The sequence below is a fragment of the Amycolatopsis palatopharyngis genome (assembly GCF_003385185.1).
Classification (GTDB): Bacteria; Actinomycetota; Actinomycetes; order Mycobacteriales; family Pseudonocardiaceae; genus Amycolatopsis; species Amycolatopsis palatopharyngis.
Window position 1 is genome coordinate 36,775 of record NZ_PQHZ01000025.1, and the last position, 22,439, is coordinate 59,213.

Below are 22,439 nucleotides of genomic sequence, written 5' to 3' on the forward strand. Positions count from 1 at the left end.
CGCGAATCGCCTGATCCGCGAACCGCTCAGTAAGGTGCCCTGCAAGTCGTCTAGGAACCGAGGGGTGACATGCGTGTCGTGCGCTGGGTGGTGCCCGCGCTCCTCGTCCTGCTCTGGCTCGCCGTCGGTGCGGCGGGCAGCCCGTTCCTCGGCAAGCTGAGCGAGATCCAGAGCAACGATCCCGGCTCGTTCCTGCCTGCCACCGCCGAATCCACCGAAGTGACAGAGCTGCAGGAGAACTTCGCCGACAGCCGGATCCTGCCCACCGTCGTCGTCTTCGAGCGCACGAGCGGGCTCACCCCGGCGGACACCGCCGCGATCCGGGCGAAAGCCGCCGAACTCGCGAACACCCCTGGCCTGCAGGCACCGCCCTCACCACCGTTGCCCAGCGACGACGGACAGGCGGCGCAGCTGATCCTGCCGTTGTCCGGAGCGGACCCGTTCACCGCGAGCGAGACCGTCAGGGACATCCGCCAGGACCTGGAGCAGGGCCTGCCGGGCGGGCTGACGACCCTGGTCACCGGTCCCGGTGGGTACAACGCGGACTTCGCCGAGGTGTTCGGGCACATCGACGGGATGCTGCTGCTGGTCACGGCATGCGCGGTGGCACTGATCCTGATCCTGGTCTACCGCAGTCCCCTGTTGCCGGTGATCGTGCTGCTCTCCGCTGGGCTGGCCCTGTGCACCTCCTCCGCGGTGATCTACTGGCTCGCCGAAGACGGTCCGCTGGTTCTGAACGGCCAGACACAGGGCATCCTGTTGATCCTGGTGTTCGGCGCCGCCACCGACTACGCACTGCTGCTGGTGGCGCGTTACCGGGAGGAACTGACGCGGCAGGCGCTCGCCGCCGACGCGATGCGCACCGCGTGGCGGTCCTCGCTCGAGCCGATTCTCGCCTCCGGCGGCACCGTGATCCTGGGGATGCTTTGCATGCTGGTCAGCGAACTGACCAGCAATCGCAGTCTCGGGCCCGTGGTCTCCATCGGTATCGCCGGTGCGCTGCTGGCCTCGCTGACCTTCCTGCCCGCCGCGCTGCTGCTGTTCGGCAGGGCCGGATTCTGGCCCCAGGATCCGGTTCCCCGCAAGCACCGCAGGACCACCCACGGCGTGTTCGACGCGCTGGCCGTCCTGGTCCGCAGGCGGCCGAGGTGGACGTGGGTGGTGACCGCACTGGTGTTGCTCGCCGGTGTCGCGTTCGTACCGTCCCTGCAGGCGGAGGGAACCTCCCAGCAGGCGCTCTTCCTGGAGGAGGTCGACGCGGTGCGCGGGCAGGACGTGCTCTCCGCGCACTTCCCCGGCGGAACCGGCAGTCCCGTCGTGATCATCGCCGATGCGGGCGCCGCCGACGAGGTACTCGCCACCACCCGCGCGACCGATGGCGTCGTCGACGCGATGGCGACGCCCTTCGACCCGGCGAACCCCGCGGCAGGACCTCGGGTGGCGGGCGGGTTCGTCGAGATCAACGCGACCCTGCTGGCCGCGGCCGACTCCGACGAGGCGGTCGCGGTGGTCGACTCGCTGCGCGACACCCTGCACGACATCCCAGGAGCCGAAGCCAAGGTCGGCGGACAGACCGCACAGCAGACCGACATGCTGGCCGCGGCCACACACGACCGCAACGCGATCATCCCGATCGTGCTGGTGGTGATCTTCGCGGTGCTGGCGCTGCTGCTGCGTTCACTGCTGGCCCCGTTGCTGCTGATCGCCACCGTGGTCCTGTCGTTCGCGGCCACCCTCGGTGTCGGAGCGTTGGTGTTCAACGACGTGTTCGGCTTTCCCGGAGCGGATCCGGCGATCCCGCTGTACGCCTTCGTGTTCCTCGTGGCGCTCGGGATCGACTACAACATCTTCCTGATGACCAGGGCGCGTGAGGAAGCCGTGCTACTGGGCACCGCGGAGGGCACGCTGAGCGCATTGCGCGTCACGGGTGGGGTGATCACCTCTGCCGGTGTCGTGCTGGCCGCGACGTTCGCCGCCCTGGCGGTGATCCCGGTGCTGTTCCTGGCGCAGATCGCGTTCCTGGTCGCCTTCGGTGTCCTGCTGGACACATTCGTGGTGCGTTCCCTGCTGGTGCCCGCACTCGCCGTGGATCTCGGGAGAGTCATCTGGTGGCCGAGTCGTCTTGCGGCGAAGCCGAAGACTCGGCGGCGTCCTGGCCCGCCGCGGCGAGTTCAGCAGGGTGCTGCCGCGGCAGCACCAGCGCGAGCAGCGCACCGAGGAGAGCGACGCCCGCGACCACCAGCAGGGCTGCCCCCATCCCGTCGGTGAAACCCAGCGCGCTGATCGTCCGCACCGCGCTCGACAGCGCGGTCTGCCCGCCCTCGAAGCCGGCGGGCACATTTCCCTGAGTGACAGAGTCGGCTCCGCTCAGGACCGCGTCACCGATCGGTGCGGGCAGCCCCGCCTCGGCGATCCGGTTCGGCAGCGACCGCAGCACCTGCCAGGACATCACGGCGCCGACGGTCACGATGCCGAGCACACCGCCGGCCTGGCTGGCGACCTGCTGCACCGCCGAAACGGTGCCCGTCTCCTCCTCCGGTGTGGCCGCGAGCATGGCCTCCGTCGCCGCGATCACACTCATCCCCACGCCGAAACCGACAAGCGCACCGGGATAGAGCAGGTCGGTGAACTCGGCTCCGGCCTGCAGTGACGCGATTCCGGCCAGCCCGACGGCGATGAGCACGAACCCGGTGGCGACCGGGATACGCGGACCGAACCGCTGGGCCAGCAGCCCACCGAGTGGCGCCGACAGCACCACGACACAGGTCGGCGGGAGCATCCACGCACCCGCCTGGATCGGGGGCAGGCCCTTGACGTTCTGCAGGAACAGCGTGAGCAGGAAAAGCAGCGCGAACACCGCAAACGAGGTGAATCCGACGAGAACCGATCCCACGTGCACGGCACGCAGCCGCAGCAGCGACCGCAACACCCCCTTGCGCTCCTTCTTCCCGCCTGCCGACTCGGCGACGGCGTAAGCGGTGATGCCGAGCACGATCGCGGCAACCGGAACGTTGAGCAGGAAGACGGCGGGCCAGTCGAAACCCTGGACGATCACCCCTGCGATCACCGGGCCGAGGCCGATCGCCAGCGCATTGGCCCCGCCCCAGATTCCCAGTGGAAGTCCGATTTTTTCGACAGGAAATGCATTGCGCAGCAATGCGAGGGCTGCGGGTTGCAACAACGCGCCGGCAAATCCTTGAAGAACACGACACAAAACAAGCGCCAGAACAGTGCCGGAGAGGGCAATTCCGACGGATGCGACAGCGAAACCGAGAACGCCGGCGACGAATACCTTTCGCCTGCCGAAACGATCGGCCAATCGTCCCGCTGGCAGCAAACCGATCGCGAGCGCGATCAGATACGCATTGGCGATCAGCTCCAGTTCACCGAGGGTCGCACCCACCGACGCGGAGATATAGGGCGCCGCTATGGTGACCGCGGTGCCGTCGAGGCCGACCATCGCCCCGCCGAGCACCGTCGCGACAAGGGTCAGCCACGGCCGTCCCCTGCGCGCGGTCCGGGTCGATCCCGGCCCTGTCACCTGGGTCGTTGCCGTCGAAACAGCGGGGGGTTGCCCGATGTCACCGTGTGCCACATCTCCGCCTTCCGGTCGGGAGCATCCTCGACGGATCGCCGCCTAGCATGACTCGTCACTCCACGCACCCGACAACACCCCCACCCCTACGCAAAATCGCTCACGATGGTGATAGTTAACTCCGTAGAGTTAGTGATATACCCGCCAGTGGCGTTACCCGATCGGGGACAAACACCCCTCCTGCCTTGCGGACGGTTCATACCGTGGCTACGGTTGGGTCCGATTATCAGCCGATAGCGTGATTTCGACGCCCACGAGTTCACAAAGTTGTAGTTGTCCCCCGGAACGACAACGTCCACAACAGGTTGACCGAGGAAGAACACATTCTCCAGACGGCACGGGCGACGTCGCCCGCGTTGTGCTGACTTGATACGCCACTGAGAGGGTTATGCACGATGTGGTCGACCGAACCACCGACCGTGCGGCACCCGACTGTCGAATAAGACTCCCAGAATCCCCGCCGATCCCCACAATTCCTGTTAGGTGAACACTATGTCGCTGGCGCAGCGCCGGTACTCCGCCGAGACGGGCAGCCAGGTCCCGGAGCTACGACCGCTGACCTCGTATCTGTTCGACCGCGCTGATTCCACGCGGCCCGCGTTCACCTTCGTCGATTACTCCGGAGACCGCGCAGGCGTCGAACACACCATCTCCTGGGCCGAACTGGCCACTCGGGTTCGGGCCACGGCCGCGGCGATCTCCCGCGTCACCGCTCCTGGTCAGCGAGTAGCGATCCTCGCCCCACAGGACCTCAACTACGTGGTCGGCTTCCTCGGGGCCCTGCACGCCGGCACAGTCGCGGTTCCGTTGTTCGCACCCGAGGTGAGCCAGCACGGCGGCCGGCTCGTCAACGCGCTCGCCGACTGCGCGCCGGAGGTCTGGCTGACCTCCGAGTCCTGCCTGGAGGCGGTGCACTCGCTCGCCGAGGCGAATCCGATACCGATGCCGAAGCAGATCCTCGCCGTCGACGCCCCCGAGGTCGAAGGTGGCGAAGGATTCACCGCTCCCGGCCTGGATCTGGACGAGCCCGCGTACCTGCAGTACACCTCTGGTTCCACCAGGGCTCCCGCGGGCGCGGTCATCACCCACCGTGCGGTGGTCAGCAACACGTGGCAGGGCAGTTCCGCGTTCGGCGTGCAGGCTGACTGGACCTGTGCGGGGTGGATCCCGTTCTTCCACGACATGGGCCTGATCCAACTGCTCTGCATCCCGGTGCTGACCGGAGCGCACTCGGTGTTCATGACCCCGTTCAACTTCATCATGCGCCCCGTCAGGTGGCTGCGGCAGATGTCGGCCCATCCGAACGTGTTCGCCGCGGCACCCAACTTCGCCTTCGAATACGCCGTGCGCAAGGTCAAGGAGGCCGATCGGGCCGAGCTGGATCTGTCCGGGGTCCGCGCATTGATCAACGGGAGTGAACCGGTCCGCTCGGAAACGATCGACGCCTTCGCCGCGGCCTTCGGACCCCACGGGTTCCAGGAAGCGGCGCACCGGCCCTCGTACGGCCTGGCCGAGGCGACGGTGTTCGTCACGAACTCCAGGGAGGAGGGACCGACGGTCACGGCATTCGACCGGTCGGCCCTCGCCGAGGATCGGGCGGTCATGCGCCCCCGTGGCAGCGATGGCGCACTGGATCTGGTGTCCGCGGGCAGGCCGCACGCCCAACTCGTCCGCATCGTGCACCCCGCGGAACAGACCCTGCGCCCCGACGGCGAGGTCGGCGAGATCTGGGTGCACGGGCCGAACGTCGCGCGTGGGTACTGGCAGCAGCCCGAGCGCAGCGCGGAGACCTTCGACGCGACCATCACGGACGCGGATGCGGACACCCCGGCCGCCGGATGGTTGCGCACCGGCGATCTCGGTTTGCTGCACGACGGCCTGCTCTACATCACCGGCCGAATCAAGGACCTGATCATCATCGACGGCAAGAACCACTATCCGCAGGATCTCGAGGCCACCGCGGCGAACGCGCATCCCGCGATTCGCCGGGATCACGTGGCTGCGTTCGCCGTGACCTCGGCCGAAGCCGGCGAGGGCGCGGCCATCGTGGCGGAGTTCAGCAGAACAGCCGGATCAGCCGCTCCGGACGAGCAGGAGGTCGCGAGAGCGGTACGCCGCGCCGTCTCCGCCCAGCACGACGTCAAGCTCCGCGGTTTCCGGCTGCTTTCTCCTGGCAGTGTCCAACGCACGTCCAGCGGCAAGATCGCCAGAGCCGCGACCAAGCGGCGATTCTGGGAGGAGCAGCGGTGACCCAGCCTGCTCGCACGACCGAACAGCTGCGGCACTGGCTCGTCGAACAGGTCGCCGAGGCCTGCGATCTGGAGCCCACCGAGGTCGACGTCCAGCGCCCGCTCGACGAGTACGGGCTGTCCTCCCGTGACGCCGTGGAACTGTCCGGCGCGCTGGAAGACCTACTCGACCGCACGCTGCCGACGACGCTGCTGTGGGACCACCCCACGATCGACCGGCTCGCCGTCGCCCTCACCGGTACGGGGCGGCCGAGCCTGCCGGTACCGCAGGACGTACCGCACGAGCAGGTGGCGGTCGGGCAGCCGGATCCCGATACGTCGGTCGCGGTGATCGGCCTCGGCTGCAGGCTGCCCGGCGGAGTCAACGGTCCCGCCGCCTTCTGGCGGCTGCTCACCGAGGGGCGCGACGCGATCGGCGAGGTGCCACCGCAACGCTGGGCCGACATCCCCGGAATCCCCGAGGAGATCAGCAGGCGGGGCGGTTTCCTGGCGGACATCGCCGGGTTCGACGCCGAGTTCTTCGGCATCGCGCCGCGTGAGGCGGCGAGGATGGACCCGCAGCAGCGCATGGTGCTCGAGGTCGCCTGGGAAGCACTGGAGCACGCCGGAATCGCGCCGAGCACTCTGCGCGGCAGCGACACCGGTGTCTTCGTCGGGATCAGCGGAACCGAATACGGCGCACAGTCGCTCGCCGACGTCTCCGGCATCGACGCGTGGACGGGCACCGGCGCGGCGTTGAGCATCGCGGCCAACCGGCTCTCCTACGCACTGGACCTGCGTGGTCCGAGCATGGCGGTGGATACCGCCTGTTCCTCCTCGCTGACCTCTGTGCACCTCGCCGTCCGCAGCCTGCTCTCCGGGGAGAGCGGCGTGGCCGTCGTCGGCGGGGCCAACCTGCTGCTCGGCCCCGGAGTGACCGCCAACTTCGACCAGATGGGGATCAGCTCGGCCGACGGAAGGTGCAAGCCGTTCTCGGCCGACGCCGACGGCATCTCCCGCGCGGAGGGCGCCGGGATGCTCGTGCTCAAGCGGCTGCGCGACGCGCGGGCCGACGGCGACCGTGTACTCGCGGTCATCAGGGGTAGCGCGAGCAACTCCGATGGACGCTCCAACGGCCTGACCGCGCCGAACTCCGAAGCGCAACAGGCACTGCTGCGGACCGCCTACCGCCAGGCCGGGATCGATCCGTCCGCTGTGGATTACGTGGAGGCGCACGGAACCGGCACCCTGCTCGGGGATCCCATCGAGGCACGTGCCCTTGGCACCGTGCTGGGAGCTGGCCGGCCCGGGAGCCGGCCACTACTGCTCGGTTCGGTCAAGAGCAACGTGGGGCACCTGGAGGCGGCCGCCGGGGTCGTCGGCCTGATCAAGGTTGTCCTCGCCCTGCACAACCGGCATATTCCGGCGAGCCTGAACTACACCGCGCCCAATCCGCATATCGCCTTCGACGAACTGGGCCTTGGCGTCGCCGAAGCCGGACAGGCCTGGCCACGAGCCGACGGCACCGCCGTGGCCGGTGTCTCCGGCTTCGGTTTCGGCGGTTCGAACGCGCACGTGGTGGTACAACAGCAGGAAACCGCCGAAGACCGGGCGCCGGCGCCCGCCCCACGGGCCCGCACCAGGTTTCTGCTCGGTGCACCCGATCCCGCGAGACTGAAGGACAGCGCGGGGGAACTGGCGCGGTGGCTCGAGACTGAAGGGGCGGACGCACGTCTGTCCGATGTGGAGTACACACTCGCCAGGCGACTGGACGGCAGGGCGCGCGCCGCCGTGTCCGGCTCGGACATCGGCGAACTGGCCGAAGGGCTGCGCGCCCTGGCCAGGGGCGAGCAGCAGGCCGAGTTGGTCGACGACTCGAAGGCCCGTGGACCCGTCTTCGTGTTCTCCGGGCATGGTTCACAGTGGGCCGGGATGGGGCGCAGGCTGTTCGCCGAGGAGCCGGCCTTCGCGGCGGCGATCGAGCGACTCGATCCGCTGGTTCGTGCCGAGTCCGGCTTCTCCCTCAGCGCGGACCTGCTGGCGGGGGTCGAGGCGCGGACGATGGACCACGTCCAGCCGCTGGTCTTCGGCATCCAGCTCGCACTCGCGGAACTGTGGCGGGACAAGGGTGTTCTGCCCGCGGCCGTGATCGGACATTCGTTCGGCGAGGTCACCGCGGCGGTCGTCGCGGGCGCGCTATCGGAGGCCGACGGCGCGCGGATCGTGGCGTTGCGCTCGCGGCTGCTGGCCTCCCTCGCCGGCAACGGTGCGATGGCGCTGCTCGAGGTCGGCGCCGAGGAAGCGGCCGAACTGGTTCGCGGGTTTCCGGACGTGGACATCGCCGTACTTTCCGCTCCGGACCAGACCGTCATCGCGGGGGCCGCGAGCACGGTGGCCGGTATAGTGTCCGATGTAGACTCTCGAGGGCTGCTGGCGAAGCTGGTCAAGCTCGATGTCGCCGCCCACTCGCCGATCGTGGACCGGGTGACCGGGTTTCTCGTCGAGGGGCTGGCAGGGTTACGGCCAGGCGATCCAGGGCTCACCTTCTACAGCACCTCGCTGACCGATCCCCGTGCGAAACCCACGTTCGACCCTGGCTACTGGGCGGAGAACCTACGCAGGCCGGTGCGGTTCTCGGGTGCGGTGGCAGCCGCCGTCGCCGACGGGCACTCGACCTTCGTCGAGGTCTCCCCCCACCCGGTGTTGCGCCACGCGCTGACCGGCAACGGTGCGCCACTCGTGCTGTCCACCTTGCGCCAGCGCGACGACGAGACGACACACTTCCACCAGCAACTGGCGCGACTGGAACTGCGGGATCGGGCGGCCCGGCTGCACGGTCGCACCGGGCGGGTGCTGGACCTGCCGACCACGCCGTGGCGGCACCTCCCGCACTGGCTGCCCCGGGCGGCGGCGGTACCGGTGGCGCGGACCGAGCACCCCCTGCTCGGCGCGCACGTGGAGTCCCCTGCCGATTCCCGGCACCTCTGGCGCGCCGACCTCGGCTCGGCCGTGCAGCCATGGCTTTGCGACCACCGGATCGACGGCCGTGCGGTACTGCCCGGTGCCGCATTCGTCGAGATGGCGAACGCCGCGGCCAGGACGGCATTCGAAGTGGCAGCGGAACAGGTCGCGATCACCGCACTGGTGATGCACGAACCGCTACCTCTCGGTGAGCACACCGCGGTGACGACAACGCTGACGCCGGAGTCCGGCGACAGTGCCTCGGTCACCGTGCATACCCGCCGCACGGGCGCGGGCTGGGTGTTGCACGCCAGTGCCACCGTCGCCGTTGTCGCAGGATCCACAGCGGACGAGTACCTGTCCGAAGTGGATGATTCCGAGTTCGCTGACGTCTCCATGGCGCAGCTGCACCGGGAGCTGAACGAACTGGGCGTGGACTACGGCCCCGCTTTCAGCGGAATGAACCGGGTACGGGCGAGCGGAACCCGCGCTGTCGCCGAGATCGCGCTGCCGGAAGCCGCCCTGCGGCATCCGCTGATGCGGCTGCATCCCGCGTTGGTGGACTCCTGTCTGCAGACGTTCGCGGGTGCGCTGAACGGGCAAGGTACGAGCGAGGCCGCCTTCGTGCCGATGGAGTTCGGCAGTGTCCGCACCTACGGCGAGGTCGGCTTGGGCAGCCTTGTGCACGTCTCGGTGACCGCACCGGACGAGGATTCCTCCGGACTGCTCGGTGAGTTGCATCTGGTCGACGACGCGGGGCGGGTGCTGCTGGAGATCGACGACGTCTTCATCCGCAGGGTGCCGAGGACGGCACTCGCCGCCCCGCTCGAGGACACGCTCCTGACCACGGCCTGGGAACCGGCCCAGATGTCCGACGGCCCGGCACGTCCGGCGGGGCCGGTGCTGGCACTGAGCGCGGGTACGCACCCACTGGCGGCCCCGCTCACCGAACGGTCCGCACCGAACACCGTGGTGCACTGGGCGGATTACCGCGAACCCGGACAGGTCCGCATGGCCCTGTCCGAGACCGATCCGGCAGCGGTGGTGTTCCTGCTGCCTGTCGAAGCCGCCGCGGGCGCCGAGGCGTTGGCGGTCGCCGAACAGGCGGTGCTGGCGATCAGTTCCGTCGTCCGGGACTTGGTCGAAGGTTCCTCCGCACGGGCGCGCCTTTACCTGGTGACGACCGGCGCAAGGGCGATCGGGGGCGGTGGCGGCGAACCTGCGCTCGGCGCCCTGCGCGGCCTGGTGCGGGTACTCGCCTACGAACATCCCGAACTCGCCGCGAGCCTCGTGGATCTCGACCCGCTGGAGTCCGTCCAGGACAGCGCGCGACACCTGCTGGCCGAGTTGGGCGGGGGCGGAGCCGAGGACGAGGTGGCGTGGCGTGGCGGCTCGCGGCTCGTCGCGCGGCTCGGCAGGGCGCCCGCCCCCTCCGGTACGTCCGGTCCGATCGCACGCCCTGACCAAGGCTATGTCATCACCGGCGGTCTCGGTGGTCTCGGCCTCCTGCTGGCAGGCTGGTTGGCAGGCCGCGGTGCGGGCAAGATCGTCCTCAATGGACGTTCCGCGCCCGGTTCCACGGCCTTGGCCGAGATCGAGACGATCACCTCGGGCGGAACCGAGGTCGAGGTCGTGCTCGGCGATCTCGCCGAAGCGGGAGTGGCCGACAGGCTGGTCGAAGCGGCCGGGGGTGCGTCCGCGCTGCGTGGAGTCGTCCACGCCGCCGCGGTGTTCGACGATCGCACCACCACTCGGCTCGACGCGGACACGCTGCACAGGACGTGGCTGCCGAAGGCCTACGGCGCGTGGCGGCTGCACGAGGCGACCCTGAACTGCTCGCTGGACTGGTGGGTCGGGTTCTCCTCCGCGGCCGCGCTGCACGGCCTGCCGGGGCAACCCGCGTATGCGACGGCGAACGCCTACCTCGACGAACTGGCCGCGCTGCGCAGGGCCGAGGGCCTGCCCGCGGTGTCGATCTGCTGGGGTACCTGGGCCGAGGTCGGGGCTGCCGCCGGGCTGGAGATCCCGTGGCTGCACCCGCTCGCCCCGAAGGACGGTCTCGCCGCACTGGAAGCGGCGTTGGGCCACGACGAGGCCGTCCTCGGTGCCGTAAGGCTGAACGCGCCTCGGCTGCTCGACGCTTTCCCGAGCCTGGCCCGCGTGCCGTTCCTGGCCGGGCTGTTTGGCGGCTCCGGCGCCGAATCCGAGTCGGCCGACTGGGCCGGTCTCGCGGCTCTGCGGTCGCTTCCGCCTGAGGCCGCCGCGGCCGCGGCCGGTGAGCAGATCCGGACCAGGATCGCCTCGGTGCTCGGCTTCGCTCCCGAGCGGCTGGACACGACGGCGGCACTTCCGGCGCTGGGGGTGGATTCCCTGCTCGCGGTCCGGATCCGCAACGCGGTACAGCACGACTTCGAGCTCGCGTTGCCGGTGTCATTGCTGCTGCGCGGCGCCAGCACCACCGACGTCGAGCAGTGGCTGCTCGGTGAACTCGGCCTCGACTGCGGACCAGCCGCGTCAGCGGCCCCCGTGCTGATTCCGCCGCGCGATGCGGCCGAGCGGCTGGTGGCCAGCGCCTGGCGCGACGTGCTCGGCACCGAGGTCGGCGTGACCCAGGACTTCTACGGCATCGGTGGTACGCGGACGAAGGCGGAGGCGGTGACTGCCCTGCTGGTCGAGCGCAGCGGGCGGGAACTGACCATCTCCGAACTCTTCGAGCGGCCGACGATCGAGCGGATGGCCGAGCATCTGCGCGAGGAGGAACACACCGGCTCTCCGCTGCGGGTGTTGCGCGAACAGGGAACACAGGCCCCGTTGTTCTTCTTCCACCCCGGCGGCGGCGACACAGCGGTGTACCGCCAACTCGTCCAGCTGCTGGATTCCGACGTTCCGGTGTACGGGTTCGACCGGATCGACGGCGTCGCCGATGTCGAGGACCGCGTCCGGCACTACCTTCCGGAGCTGCGGGCCGTGCAGCCAAGCGGTCCCTACCGGATCGCGGGCTGGTCGTTCGGCGGTTTCCTCGCCTACGAGATGGCACAGCAGCTGCGCAGGGCGGGCGAGCAGGTGGAGGTCCTCGCGATGATGGACCCGATCCTGCCGCTGCCGAACGAAACCGGCCTGAGTGACGTGGCGTTGCTGGAAAAGCGGTTCGAGCGGTTCGAGGAGTTCCTGGAGAGCAGTTACGGCAGGCGGATCTCGCTGCCCTACGAACGGCTGGCCCGACTCGACGACGAGGCACAGGTGCAACTGCTGATCGACACGATGCTCGCGGAGGGCCTGGTGAACAGCGCGGTGAGCGAGGCGATCCTGCACCACCAGCGCACGTCCTTCCTCGACGCGCGCTCACTGGAGCGCTACCGGCCGGATCCGTACGACGGCAGGGCGGTCTTCTTCAGTGCGGCGGATCAGGTCCCCGGCGGATTGCGGGACCAGCGATTCGATCGAACCGACCCGGCGCGCGGCTGGGACGCGGTGTGCACAGATCTGGAAGTGATCACCGTGCCAGGACATCATCTCTCGCTGTTGGATCCGCCCAATGTGGACATCATCGGCCGGCACCTGCAGCACCTGCTGTCCGGCGTCCTCGACACGGTGGGGACCGGCAGCTCGTGACGGTGCCGGACACCGAGTTGACGGTGCTCGGTGAGGAGGTCGCGGCCGGCGTGCGCGAGCTGCGGCTGTACTCCCCCGCCATCGGCAGGGAGGTCGGGACGACGTTGCTCACCCCGCCGGGCTGGCATCCCGGTGCGGACCAGCGCTATCCGGTGCTGTACCTGCTGCACGGTTCCTCCGACGACCACACGTCCTGGATGCGGCACACCGACGTCGTCCGGCTCGCGGAGGACACCGGTGCACTGGTGGTCATGCCGGAGGCCGGCAGGCTGGGCTTCTACACGGACTGGCGGGTGCGAGACCGGGCCGGGACCGTCCCGCGCTGGGAGAGTTTCCACCTGGACGAACTGCGCAGCCTGCTGGAAACCGGATACGGCGCGTCGGACGTTCGGGTGGCCGCCGGTATCTCGATGGGCGGGTACGGAGCGCTGCGTTACGCCGTGCGCAGGCCCGGCATGTTCCGTGGCGTCGCCTCCTTGAGCGGGCTGATGCAGCTCACCCGGCCGGGTATGGCCGCGTTGCTCGCCACGCTCTCGATTCGGGAGGGCATGCGTCCGGGGCGGGTCTGGGGCCCCCGGAGGCATTGTCGGGAGAACTGGGCGGCCAACGACCCCTGTCTGCACGTCGAGGCCCTGCGCGGCACCGAGGTGTACCTCGCGGCCGGAGACGGCCGCCGCACCCCCGGTGAGGAGTTCGTCGCGGGCATGGGCCTGGTCGAGCGCTACTCCCGCGCCATGTCGGAGGACCTGGCCACCCGCCTCCACACCCAGGACATCCCCGTGACCACGGACTTCACCGCGGGCACGCATTTCTGGACCACCTGGCGTGGCATGCTCACCCGCTACTGGCCCCAGGCCCAATCCCTGCTCACCCCCTGACTTCGCAGTTCCCGTGCCCGACTTGGCAGTTCCCGTGCCCGACTTTGCAGATCCCGTGCCCGAGTTGGCAGTTCCGGCGGCCGAGTTGGCAGTTCCGGCGGCCGAGTTGGCAGTTCCGGCGGCCGAGTTGGCAGTTCCGGCGGTTCAGCGCACGGAGCGAATGGGGAGGATCAGCACGGCTCCGGCCAGTGCAATCAGGCCGGCGCTGAGGTAGAGCACGGTGTAACTGTCGAGCAGGGCGATGATCGCGCCGGCGATCATCGGTGCCAGTGCCTGTGGTGCGGTGTTGGCGAGGTTGACGATCCCGAGGTCCTTGGCCCGGTCGCGGGCAGTGGGCAGGACCTGGGTGATCAGTGCGTTGTCGACCGCCACGTACACGCCGTACCCGAGCCCAAGGATCCCGGCGGCGATCACCACCGCGATCCACTCGTGCCAGACCGAGAGCAGCAGCATCGCCACCGCGATCACCACGGAGGACACCACGACAAAGACCTTGCGCCTGCCACTGCGGTCGGACAGCCGCCCGGCTAGCACACTGGTGGCGAGGATTCCCGCCGTGTAGACCAGGGTCAGCACGAAGACACCGCCCGCGGGATCGGCGAAGTCCAGTTCGTCGCGCAGGAAGTACAGCAGGTACAGCGTCGCGATCGAGTTCGCCAGCTGGATCGCGAGGCGCGCCACGGCCGCCCACGCGAAGTCGGGATGGCGGCGGGGGCTGATCCAGAACCCCTTGACGAACCGGCGCAGCTCGAAGGCCGGTCGCTGCTGCGGCAGCAGGCGAAGATCGGGCGTACCGAGAACGAACGGCAATGCCAGCAGTACCACCAGTACCGCGAGTGCCAGGTAACCGCCGGTGCGGGACGGGACGATGACGGTCACCACCAGCACGCCGAGCACCAGCCCGAGCGGCAGTGGCAGCCCAGCGAACGCCGAGACGAAACCTCGCTGGCGCACCGGAACCTGGTCCGGCACTGTCGCGGTCAGCCCGGCGAACATGGAGTTCTGCGCCCCCTGCGCAACCATCCAGCACAACGCGACCCCCAGCACGGTGGCCTGCACGGAGAGGGTCACCAGCGCGATCGCGCACAGCAACGCCCCGCCGAGGATCCACGGGTGCCGTCTGCCTCTGCGGGAGGTCGTCCGGTCCGACAGCGCACCCGCGATCGGCGCGGCGAGAATGGACACGATCGCCGCGCAGCCCGTCACCAGCGCGAGACTGGTCTCCTTGTCCGCGGCGTCGATCTCCTCGATCTGCAACGGCAGCAGGATCTGGATCGGCGCGACGACCGCCATCGAGAAACCGAGCACCGCCGCCGACAGCCGCAACGTCCACCCCAGCGGCACCGGTGTGGTCGGTTCATCCAGCGCGGTCCGAGTTCCGCGCGCCCCCGTGGTCACGCGGTGAGCCTAGTCCAGCACGCTCAGCGATCGGTCACCGCGATCGCCCGTTCCAGCAGACTGCCGAAGTACAACTTGCCCTCGTGTTCACGGACCCCGGTGAGCATGTGGAACCCGTCGATCTCACCTTCGCGTTCGTGCACGATGCGCCCTTCCATGTCCACCCCGAGGACGCCGACCGTGCGCGCGGGCGACGGCTGCATCCACAGTGGAGCCCGCCGCACGAGCGCCCGCGCTGGCGCCGGCAACTTTCGCACCGCGTCGAGCGCCGCCACCTTCGGACTCGCCTGGGTGACCCAGATCAGCCCGTCGCTACCCGTCGAGGTGTTGTCCGGGAAGCCGCTCAGCCCGTGCAGGAACAGGTCGGAGGTTCCGGCCCGTTCACCGGTCAGCCAGATCCGCCGGACCTGCAACGCTCCGCTTTCCGCGACGGTCACGAACGATTCGTCGGGTGCCAGCGCGACGCCGTTGGCGAACTGCAGCCCGGACGCGAGCTGGTCGATCGCCCCGTCCGGCGTTCGCCGCAGCAGCCGTCCCGTCCCGGTCTGCTCGATCAGGTCCTCGCGCCACCGCTGTACCGGGAACCGGGACGACGAATCGCTGAAGTAGATCGTGCCGTCGGCCGCGACCGCGGCGTTGTTGCAGACCAGCAGCGGGCTACCGCAGGCGGACGCCGCCAGTACACGCACGGTGCCTTCGCCGAGGTGCACCATGAGCAGGCCGCGATCGGCATCGCAGACGAGCAACTCGTCCTCGCCGTACAGTTCCAGGCCCAGTGGGCGCCCGCCGGTGTCGGCGACCGTGTCGATCCGGCCGCCGTCCTGGGTCACCCGGATGATCCGCCCGTCGTCGAGGCCGGTGAGCACGCCTCCCCGCGCGTCCACCACCACGTCCTCGGGGCCGTTGCCGTTGACCGGAATCACCCGGACCTCACCGAAGCGCATAGAACTCCCTCACTGGTTGCCTCGCCTCAAGCCCGGCGTACTAGCGATAACTGAGCATTGCCGCTTCGTCGCCGTCGAAGTGCCCGTGTTCGTTGAACGAGAGCAGGGTCAGCCCACCCCGCCCCGAGACGATCTTGGTGATTCCGCCGTTGGTGGTCACGCGGTTCATCGCGAGGAACGTGTGCTCCATCGCCGCTCCTGTCTGCGGCTGCGGACAGAGCAGCTGCGCGCACAACGCGGCGATCACCCCGCCAGAGGTGAACACCACCGTCTGCTCCCCCTTACCCAGCCCGGCCACCAGCTCGTCCAGCGCGCCACGCACCCTGGCGCTGAACGCCGGCCAGCTCTCGGCGCACAGGCTCGTACCGCCCGAACGCGCCCAGTCAGCCAGCGCCGCGTCGAGCACCGACTGGAAGGCGCGCGGGTCACCACCCTGCGCCGTGGCGTTACCGTGCTGCGCCAGCACGTCGAGGTGGTCGTACTCGTTCCATCTGGGGTCCTCTTTCGCGACGAGGCCCTGGCCCAGTTCCGCGAGCGCCGCGTCGGCCGTCGCCCGCTGCCTGCGCATGGAACCGCACCACATGTCACCGCTGGTGATTCCACGCCTGCGCAACTCCGCACCGACTGCCGTCGACTGTGCGGTGCCGTGCTCGGACAGCACGTCGTAGTCGGCCGCACCGAAGGAGGCCTGGCCGTGGCGGACCAGGAAAACGGCGCCCATCAGGCGCTGCCCTCGTCGATGACGCGGCGGCAGCGCGATTCGAGATATCCCACGAACATCCAGAAGTCCTTGAACGCCGGGTTGTGTGTCTGGCCGTGGTGGTAACGGTAGTAGATCTGCTGAAGCACGACGGCCAGCCGGAACAGCCCGTACACCTCGTAGAAGGTCCAGTTTGGGATCGCCGTCCCCGTACGCTCGGCGTAGTGGTCGACGACCTCGGCGCGCGTCAGCATACCGGGCAAATGGGTCGGCTGACGACGACTGGCCTGGAACACCTCGTCGTCGTCGGCCTGTACCCAGTAGGACAATGTGGTGCCCAGCTCCATCAGCGGATCGCCGAGCGTCGCCATCTCCCAGTCCAGGATGCCCACGACTGCGAGGTCGTCCTCGGGGTCGAGCAGGACGTTGTCGAACCGGAAGTCGTTGTGGATGAGGCAGATCCGCACCTCGTCCGGCTGATTCGCCCCCAGCCAGGCACGTACTTCGGTGAAGGCGGGGACGTTGGGTGTATGCGCCCGGTCCAGCCGCCTGCTCCAGCCCTCGACCTGCCGCCGGATGTACCCGCCTCCCTTGCCGAGGTCGGCCAGGCCCGCGGTTTCGACATCCACCTGGTGCAACTCGACCAGCCGATCGATGAGCCCGGTGGACAACGCCCGCGCCCGCGCCGGGTCCAGCGCCGTTTCCTCGGGCAGGTCGCCGCGCAGGATGAGGCCGTCGATCCGCTCCATCACGTAGAAGTCGTCGCCGAGAACCGTGTGGTCCTCGCAGAACGCGACCATCCCTGGCACGTACGGAAACACCGGCTTCAGCCCCGCCTGTACGCGGTACTCCCGGCGCATGTCGTGTGCCGAGGCCGCCTTCTCCCCGACAGGCGGCCTGCGCAGGATCAGGTCCCGGTCCGGATACGCGAGCAGGTAGGTCAGATTGGACGCGCCACCGGGGAACTGACGCACCTCGGGAGGTCCCGAGTCCGCCAGGCCGTCCACCCTGGCAGCAAGCCAGGCGTGCACGGCAGCGACGTCGAATCGGTCCTCGGCCCGGACCTCGCCCGCCTCGCCGCCGGTCACGTGAACTTCCGTAGCAGTCCCACGGGGGCGAACCGCATGACCACACTCAGCGGAGCCCACGGCAGGGTCGGGATGTAGGCCTTCGCCCGTTCGCGTTCGATCGCGTCGACCAGTGCCCGCGCTCCCTTGTCCGCGCTCGCCAGCAACGGAGTCCGGCCCGCGCGACCGGTCATCTCGGACTCGATGTAGCCGGGCAGCAGTGTGGTGACGGCGATTGGGGTGCCCGCGGTGTCGGCCCTGATCCCGTCGGCCAACGCGGCGATCCCCGCCTTGGACGCCGCATAGGCGGTGACGTTGCCCGGCAGGCCACGGATGGCACTGAAGGAGGAGACGACCACGAGGTGCCCGGCGTTCTGTTCACGGAAGACCTCCATGGCGGCCTCGCATTGGGCCAGGCCGGCGACCAGGTTCGTCTCGACCGTCTCGCGGTTCGCGTCGAACCGTCCGGTGCCGACCGGCTGTCCCTTGCCGAGCCCCGCGTTCACCACGAACCGGTCGATCGTGCCGAGTTCGGCGCGGAACTCCTTGACGACGCTGAACACCCGGTCATGATCATTGACGTCGAGAGCCCTGGTGACGACCTTGATGCCGTCGTGCCTGGATCGCAGCTCGGCGGCGAGATCGTCGAGCCGGTCGGTCCGGCGGGCGCACAACGCGAGGTTGCGCCCCTTGGCCGCGAACCTCCTGGCCATGCCCTCGCCGAGGCCGGAGCTGGCGCCGGTGATCACGATGTTCTTCCGGTAGGTCATAGCCCATGATCGCATTACCTACTCGTTGGTAACAAGCACGGTGGCCCGCTGCCGCCGCGAACGGAACGCGGGACACCGGGCCACCGTCTCCAGGGAGGGCGCGGGTCTGTGTGCTTGGGATCGCCTACTCGGTCCCGGTGTAGAGCAGCTTGTTGGGAGTCTCGCCGGTGGGGTTGGTGATCTTGTCCGGCGTCGCGGCACCGGTCAGGGCCTCGGCCACCTGTGCGGGAGTGGCTTCCGGGTTGTCGGCCAGATAGAGCGCGGCCGCACCGACCACATGGGGAGTGGCCATCGAGGTTCCGCTGATCGTGTTCTCGGCGCCGTCGCTCCATGCGGAGGTGATGTCCACACCGGGTGCGTAGAGGTCGACGACACTGCCGTAGTTCGAGAAGCTGGCCTGCGCGTCCTGCTTGTCGCTCGCGGCCACGGTGATCGCCTCGGTCACCCGCGCCGGGGAGTAGCCGGAGGCGTTCGCCGAACTGTTGCCTGCGGCGACGCCGAAGGTGACTCCCTTCTCGACCGCCCCGCGAACCGCCTCGTCGAGCGCGTCATCGGCGGTGCCACCCAGGCTCATATTCGCCACCGACGGCCCGCTCGCGGTCTCCGCGACCCAGTCGATCCCGGCGACGACCTGGGCCGTGGTGCCGCTGCCGTTGGCGTCGAGCACGCGAACCGGAACGATCTTCACCCCCTTCGCCACGCCGTACTCCTTGCCGCCGACGGTGCCCGCGACATGTGTGCCATGACCGTTCTCATCGGTGGCGTCGTCATCGTTGTCGATGAAGTCCTTGCCGCCGGAAGCCCTGCCGCCGAAGGTCTCGTGCTCGGTGAGAACTCCTGTGTCAACGATGTAGGCCGTTACGTTCGCCGCGTCCGTGGAATAGGTGTAAGCGTCGTCCAATGGCAGGTCCCGCTGGTCGAGCCGGTCCAACCCCCACGAAGGTGGCGATTGCTGGGTCTCGGTGGTGTGCACCCGCTGGTTCTGCACCACGTAGTCGACGCCTGCGTCCGCGGCGAGCCTCTTGGCCTCCGTCTCGGTCGCGGTGACGGAGAAGCCTTCCAGCGCGCTGCCGTAGGTGTGCGACACCTCGGCGCCGTACCGGCCCGCGAGGCTCTGCGCCTTGGTGCTCACGACCTTTCTCACCTCGGCGGCCGCCATCGTCGCGGGACTGTCCTTGAGCACCACGATGTAACTGTCCGTCACTGCATTGGCAGTGTCTGTCGCCCGAATTTGCCCCTCCACGCCTTCCGTAGCCGGCAAGGCATGGACTGCCCCGGCGCCGAGAACGGCGGCCGCCGCGGTCACCCCGGCGAGCGAGACACCCGCCCCGAGCCCTCGTCGTAGTTGTCGCGAGTTGCCCATTGGTTCCCTTTCTGCTGATCAACCGGCAGGCAACGGGAGCCGATCCATGCCGGGCCCGACACCATCCGGTGCGGCCCCGACCCCTCGACCGTTCGGAGTGGCCACTGTTGCCCTGTTGTTATGCAATCCCGCCGACCACAACGAAGCAATGATTCACAGTTACCAGTACTAGGCCATTCGGTGTAGAAAGAATCGACAGAGTGAACCAGCGTCGAGCGAGTGAACGCGAACCCCCGGCACCGGGCCACTGATAACGTTGTCTTGTTAGTTACCAACGTGATCTCGGGCGAGAATCAACAGTCGGGGCGGTTAGCACACAGATGACGTCGGGGGCCGGTGCTGAACGGGAAACCGGGGGCACCCCGTTCGGAGATTCGTTTCCCGAAGCGTTGCGGAACGCGATAGCCGGCAGCGGGCTCAGCCTCGACCGGATACAGGCCCGGTTACACCGCAGGAGTGTCTCGGTGAGTGTGACCGCGCTGAGTTACTGGCAGTCGGGCAAACGGCAGCCGGAGCGGCAGAGTTCGATCGCGGCCGTGCGCGCGCTCGAGGAGATCCTCGAGGTCCCGACCGGGTCGTTGATCGGTCTGCTCCCCCCGCCGCGCCCGCGCGGGAGCACCTCGCGCAGACGCGGTGGCCCGCCGGAGGACGGGCTGGCCTTCGCGCACGACGTCCTGCGCCCGCTGCTCGCCAGAATCGGCGCCCCGCACGCCCTCGAACAGCATCACCAGCTGAGCCTGATCGGCCTGCACGACCGTTGCGACATCGCCGCCGACGGCGGGCAGCGTGCCGTCACGACTCGCGCGGTGTTCCGGGCGAGCACCAACGGCCAGGACCGCTGGCTGCTCGTCTACAGCCAGGACGACCCGGCAGCGGGTCATCCGCGGCTACACGCCCAGCGCAACTGCACGGTCGGCCGTGTCGAGGTCGACGCGGAGCACGGGGTCACCGTGGCCGAACTGCTCTTCGACAGGGCTGTCGACAAGGACGAGACCTGCCTGATCGAGTACTCGGTCAGCAACAACGGCCCGCCGTTCCCGGAGTGCCGCAACACCCACTACCGCGAGTTCCGCAGGCCGATCCGCGAGTACCTGCTCGAGGTCCGGTTCGACAGCGGGATCATGCCCGCCCACTGCACCCAGTACTCCAGAACGGCCACGGTGAGCGAACCCGTACGCCGGGACATCCGGGTGGACGGCACAAACGCCGTCCACGCGGTCGCCCTCGACTTCGGCCCCGGCGTATTCGGGATCGACTGGAGCTGAGGCGGAGGCGGCGTCCGGGCGTGCTGCTAGTCGAGCTTGTTCCGCAACAGCTTTCCCGTGGCGTTTCTCGGCAGTTCATCGAGGAATGCCACCTCGCGCGGCACCTTGTACCTGGCGAGGTTGGATCTGACGAAGTCCCTGAGTGTCTCGGCGTCGAGTTCGGCGCCGTCCGCGGCGACCACGAAGGCCTTGAGCCGTTGGCCGAACTCCTTGTCGGGCACACCGATCACCGCTGCCTCGAGCACGTCCGGACGCTCGACCAGGAGGTTCTCGACCTCGATCGGGAAGACGTTCTCCCCGCCGGAGACGATCATCTCGTCGTCACGGCCGTCGATGAACAGCAGGCCGTCCTCGTCGAAATGTCCGACGTCACCACTGGAGAGCAGGCCGTCGATCATCTCCTTGTTCCGGCCATCGGTGTATCCACCGAAGCTCAGGCCACTGCCGACGAAAACTCGTCCGGTGACGTTCGGTTCGGTGATCCGCGTGCCCTTTTCGTCGTAGAGCGCGACGTGGCAACCCACCGGCGGCCTGCCGACCGTGCCGGGGGCCTTGCGCCAGTCCTCCGGCGTGGCCACAGTGGCGACGGCGACCTCGGTCGAGCCGTAGAGATTGTGGACGACATCGCCGAACAGGTCGGTCGTGCGGTTGCCGAGATCCGGCGAGAGTGCCGAACCGGCCACGAAGACGATCCGCAGGGACGACGTGTCGTACTTGGCGAGTATCGCCGGATCGAGGTCGACGATTCGCTGCAACATGGTTGGCACCAGCACCAGCGCGGTGCACTTGTGTTCCTCGACCCCGCGCAACGTCTCCTCGGGGTCGAAGCGCCTGCGCATCACGACCTTGGAGCCGAGCGCGAAGGAGAGGATGAACTGCGACAGGCCGGTGCCGTGGAACAGCGGAGCGCCCATGTAGGTGCTCTCCCCCGCCCGCAGCGGGACCCGGTCGAGGAACTGCGCGGAGTGCAGCGGTGAGGTCTGCGGGCGCGGCGCGCCCTTCGGGGTGCCGGTGGTGCCACTGGTGAGCAGAACGAAACCACCGGGCTTACGGGGTGCGGCGATCGGCCGGTCGTCGTTGCTGGCGATGAGTTCATCCAGTATCGGAATGGCCGGATCCCGGCGCTGGCCCGGCTCGACCCAGGCCAGGTAGCGATCGACCTCACCCTCGACCGCGTCGAGCAGCTCGGTGAACTCCTCGTCGTAGACGAGCGCGCCGACCTTCTCCCGTGCCGCGACGTCGGCCAGCTGCGGCTTGGCGAACCCGGTGTTCATCAGCAACAGCCGGGCGCCCAGTTTTCCGGCGGCCAGCATCGCGAGAACGAGCCCCCGGTGATCACGACACAGCGCTGCGATGACCGAGCCGGGTGCGAGTCCGCGCTCGGACCATGCCCTGGCCAGCGCGTTGGACCGCAGGTCGAGCTGCTTGAAGGTGAGCGGGCCGAGTTCGTCCACCAGTCCGACGGCCGTGGAATCGCGCCGGGCGGCGATCTGTGTGGAGCCGGCGAACGGACCGAACTTGCGCACGGCCACCAGCGACCGCACACCCTCGTCGAGCCGGGGGAAGGGCACCAGCCCCGCTTCCCACATGACACGGACACTGCGGGCGGTCTCTGCCGCCTTCGCGGTCACCGCGGCCACGCTGGTCGGGTTTCTCAT

Annotated in this window: 12 protein-coding genes and 1 pseudogene; 5 read left to right on the forward strand and 8 right to left on the reverse strand. The window is 68.8% G+C overall.

Annotation, left to right across the window (positions count from 1 at the left end; genetic code table 11):
• Positions 1-69: 69 nt before the first annotated feature.
• Positions 70-2,268 carry an MMPL family transporter gene (locus D0C15_RS19405; RefSeq protein ID WP_116047448.1) on the forward strand — a complete coding sequence of 733 codons (2,199 nt, stop codon included), beginning with the start codon at positions 70-72 and terminating at the stop codon, positions 2,266-2,268.
• A 214-nt stretch (positions 2,269-2,482) separates the two neighbouring features.
• Here D0C15_RS19405 and D0C15_RS35090 read toward each other — a convergent pair.
• A pseudogene (locus D0C15_RS35090) lies at positions 2,483-3,595 on the reverse strand (MFS transporter); the annotation flags it as partial.
• A gap of 492 nt (positions 3,596-4,087) precedes the next feature.
• Between D0C15_RS35090 and D0C15_RS19415 the strand changes: the two are divergent.
• From D0C15_RS19415 to D0C15_RS19425, 3 genes are read left to right on the forward strand one after another with little or no spacing between them, the layout of a single operon-like run.
• Complete coding sequence (locus D0C15_RS19415; protein WP_116047451.1) at positions 4,088-5,845, forward strand: fatty acyl-AMP ligase; 1,758 nt, start codon at positions 4,088-4,090, stop codon at positions 5,843-5,845.
• A complete protein-coding gene (locus tag D0C15_RS19420; protein ID WP_116047453.1) occupies positions 5,842-12,396 on the forward strand; it encodes a type I polyketide synthase in 6,555 nt (2,184 codons plus the stop codon). Before D0C15_RS19415 ends, D0C15_RS19420 begins: the two co-directional genes overlap by 4 nt.
• Complete coding sequence (locus D0C15_RS19425) at positions 12,393-13,274, forward strand: alpha/beta hydrolase (protein ID WP_162830152.1); 882 nt, start codon at positions 12,393-12,395, stop codon at positions 13,272-13,274. The genes D0C15_RS19420 and D0C15_RS19425 overlap by 4 nt, the downstream gene beginning before the upstream one ends.
• Positions 13,275-13,418: 144 nt before the next feature.
• Here the strand turns inward: D0C15_RS19425 and D0C15_RS19435 are convergent, their stop codons facing one another.
• The 6 genes from D0C15_RS19435 to D0C15_RS19460 all read right to left on the reverse strand — a co-directional run bounded on the left by D0C15_RS19435 (position 13,419) and on the right by D0C15_RS19460 (position 19,516).
• Positions 13,419-14,672 (reverse strand): MFS transporter, encoded by a 1,254-nt coding sequence (locus D0C15_RS19435; RefSeq protein ID WP_245976013.1) that lies wholly within the window; start codon positions 14,670-14,672, stop codon positions 13,419-13,421.
• A gap of 23 nt (positions 14,673-14,695) precedes the next feature.
• Positions 14,696-15,616, reverse strand: coding sequence for an SMP-30/gluconolactonase/LRE family protein (locus D0C15_RS19440; RefSeq protein ID WP_116047456.1), 921 nt, complete (start codon positions 15,614-15,616; stop codon positions 14,696-14,698).
• 40 nt (positions 15,617-15,656) lie between these two features.
• Entirely contained in the window at positions 15,657-16,337 is a 681-nt protein-coding gene (locus tag D0C15_RS19445) for a histidine phosphatase family protein (RefSeq protein WP_116047459.1), read from the reverse strand.
• Positions 16,337-17,404 (reverse strand): phosphotransferase family protein, encoded by a 1,068-nt coding sequence (locus D0C15_RS19450; RefSeq protein WP_116047462.1) that lies wholly within the window; start codon positions 17,402-17,404, stop codon positions 16,337-16,339. The genes D0C15_RS19445 and D0C15_RS19450 overlap by 1 nt, the downstream gene beginning before the upstream one ends.
• On the reverse strand, positions 17,401-18,153 hold the full coding sequence (locus tag D0C15_RS19455; RefSeq protein ID WP_116047465.1) for an SDR family oxidoreductase: 753 nt from the start codon (positions 18,151-18,153) through the stop codon (positions 17,401-17,403). The genes D0C15_RS19450 and D0C15_RS19455 overlap by 4 nt, the downstream gene beginning before the upstream one ends.
• Before the next feature lie 124 nt (positions 18,154-18,277).
• A complete protein-coding gene (locus D0C15_RS19460; RefSeq protein ID WP_116047468.1) occupies positions 18,278-19,516 on the reverse strand; it encodes a S8 family peptidase in 1,239 nt (412 codons plus the stop codon).
• Positions 19,517-19,836: 320 nt separating this feature from the next.
• Here D0C15_RS19460 and D0C15_RS19465 point away from each other — a divergent pair, with 320 nt between their 5' ends.
• Entirely contained in the window at positions 19,837-20,781 is a 945-nt protein-coding gene (locus D0C15_RS19465; RefSeq protein WP_116047470.1) for a hypothetical protein, read from the forward strand.
• A 26-nt stretch (positions 20,782-20,807) separates the two neighbouring features.
• On the opposite strand, the gene D0C15_RS19470 is transcribed toward D0C15_RS19465, so the two are convergent.
• Complete coding sequence (locus D0C15_RS19470; RefSeq protein ID WP_116047473.1) at positions 20,808-22,439, reverse strand: acyl-CoA synthetase; 1,632 nt, start codon at positions 22,437-22,439, stop codon at positions 20,808-20,810.